The 625-nt window shown below is 55.0% G+C and carries 1 pseudogene; it reads left to right on the plus strand.

The features are described 5' to 3' along the window. Positions 1-625: pseudogene (locus ULO1_RS14405) on the plus strand (IS200/IS605 family accessory protein TnpB-related protein); the annotation flags it as partial.

The raw sequence follows: 625 nt of genomic DNA on the forward strand, positions 1-625 counted from the left end.
GACTTAAAGCACAGGCCCTGCTGGACTCCCAAACAGAACTGCTGAAGTTAGAAAATGAAGAAACAGAAAAGAAACTGGTCCGGGCCAGGAAGAAGCTCAGCCTGGCTATGAGGAAACTGGCGAAGGCAGAGGAAAAGGGGGCTGCTTCAGAAGATATTGAAAAGCTCCGCCTGGCAGTCAAGGGGCGGAACAAGCGGGTGGTTTCACTGGCAAAAAGGCTGGCTGAACTGAAGGATTACCGGGAGAAGGGTACAATACCAAAGGTAGTCTTTGGGGGCAGAAGGCTGTGGGAAAAGGTCTGCCAGGGCCGGGCCGCCCGTGAAAAATGGCGGCACGCCCGCAGGAACCGCCTCTACTCCCGGGGAGACGAGAGCAAGGGAGGCAACCCCAACATTAAGATATTTTATGACGGACAGGACTTCCGCCTGGCTGTTTCCCTCTCCCACCTTTCTGAACAGACAGGCATAGATAAACTTGGTCGCCCCAGGATGAGCCAGGCCCCCAGGGTTGAGGGCAAGTTGTGGCTGCCGGAAAAACACCGGGAACTGGTGCAGATATGGCTGGCCATGAAGTTACCCTATGCGGTAGAACTGATCCGCACCCTGGAAGGACGCTATTTGGTACA

It is taken from the genome of Carboxydocella sp. ULO1, from assembly GCF_002049255.1.
Lineage (GTDB): Bacteria > Bacillota.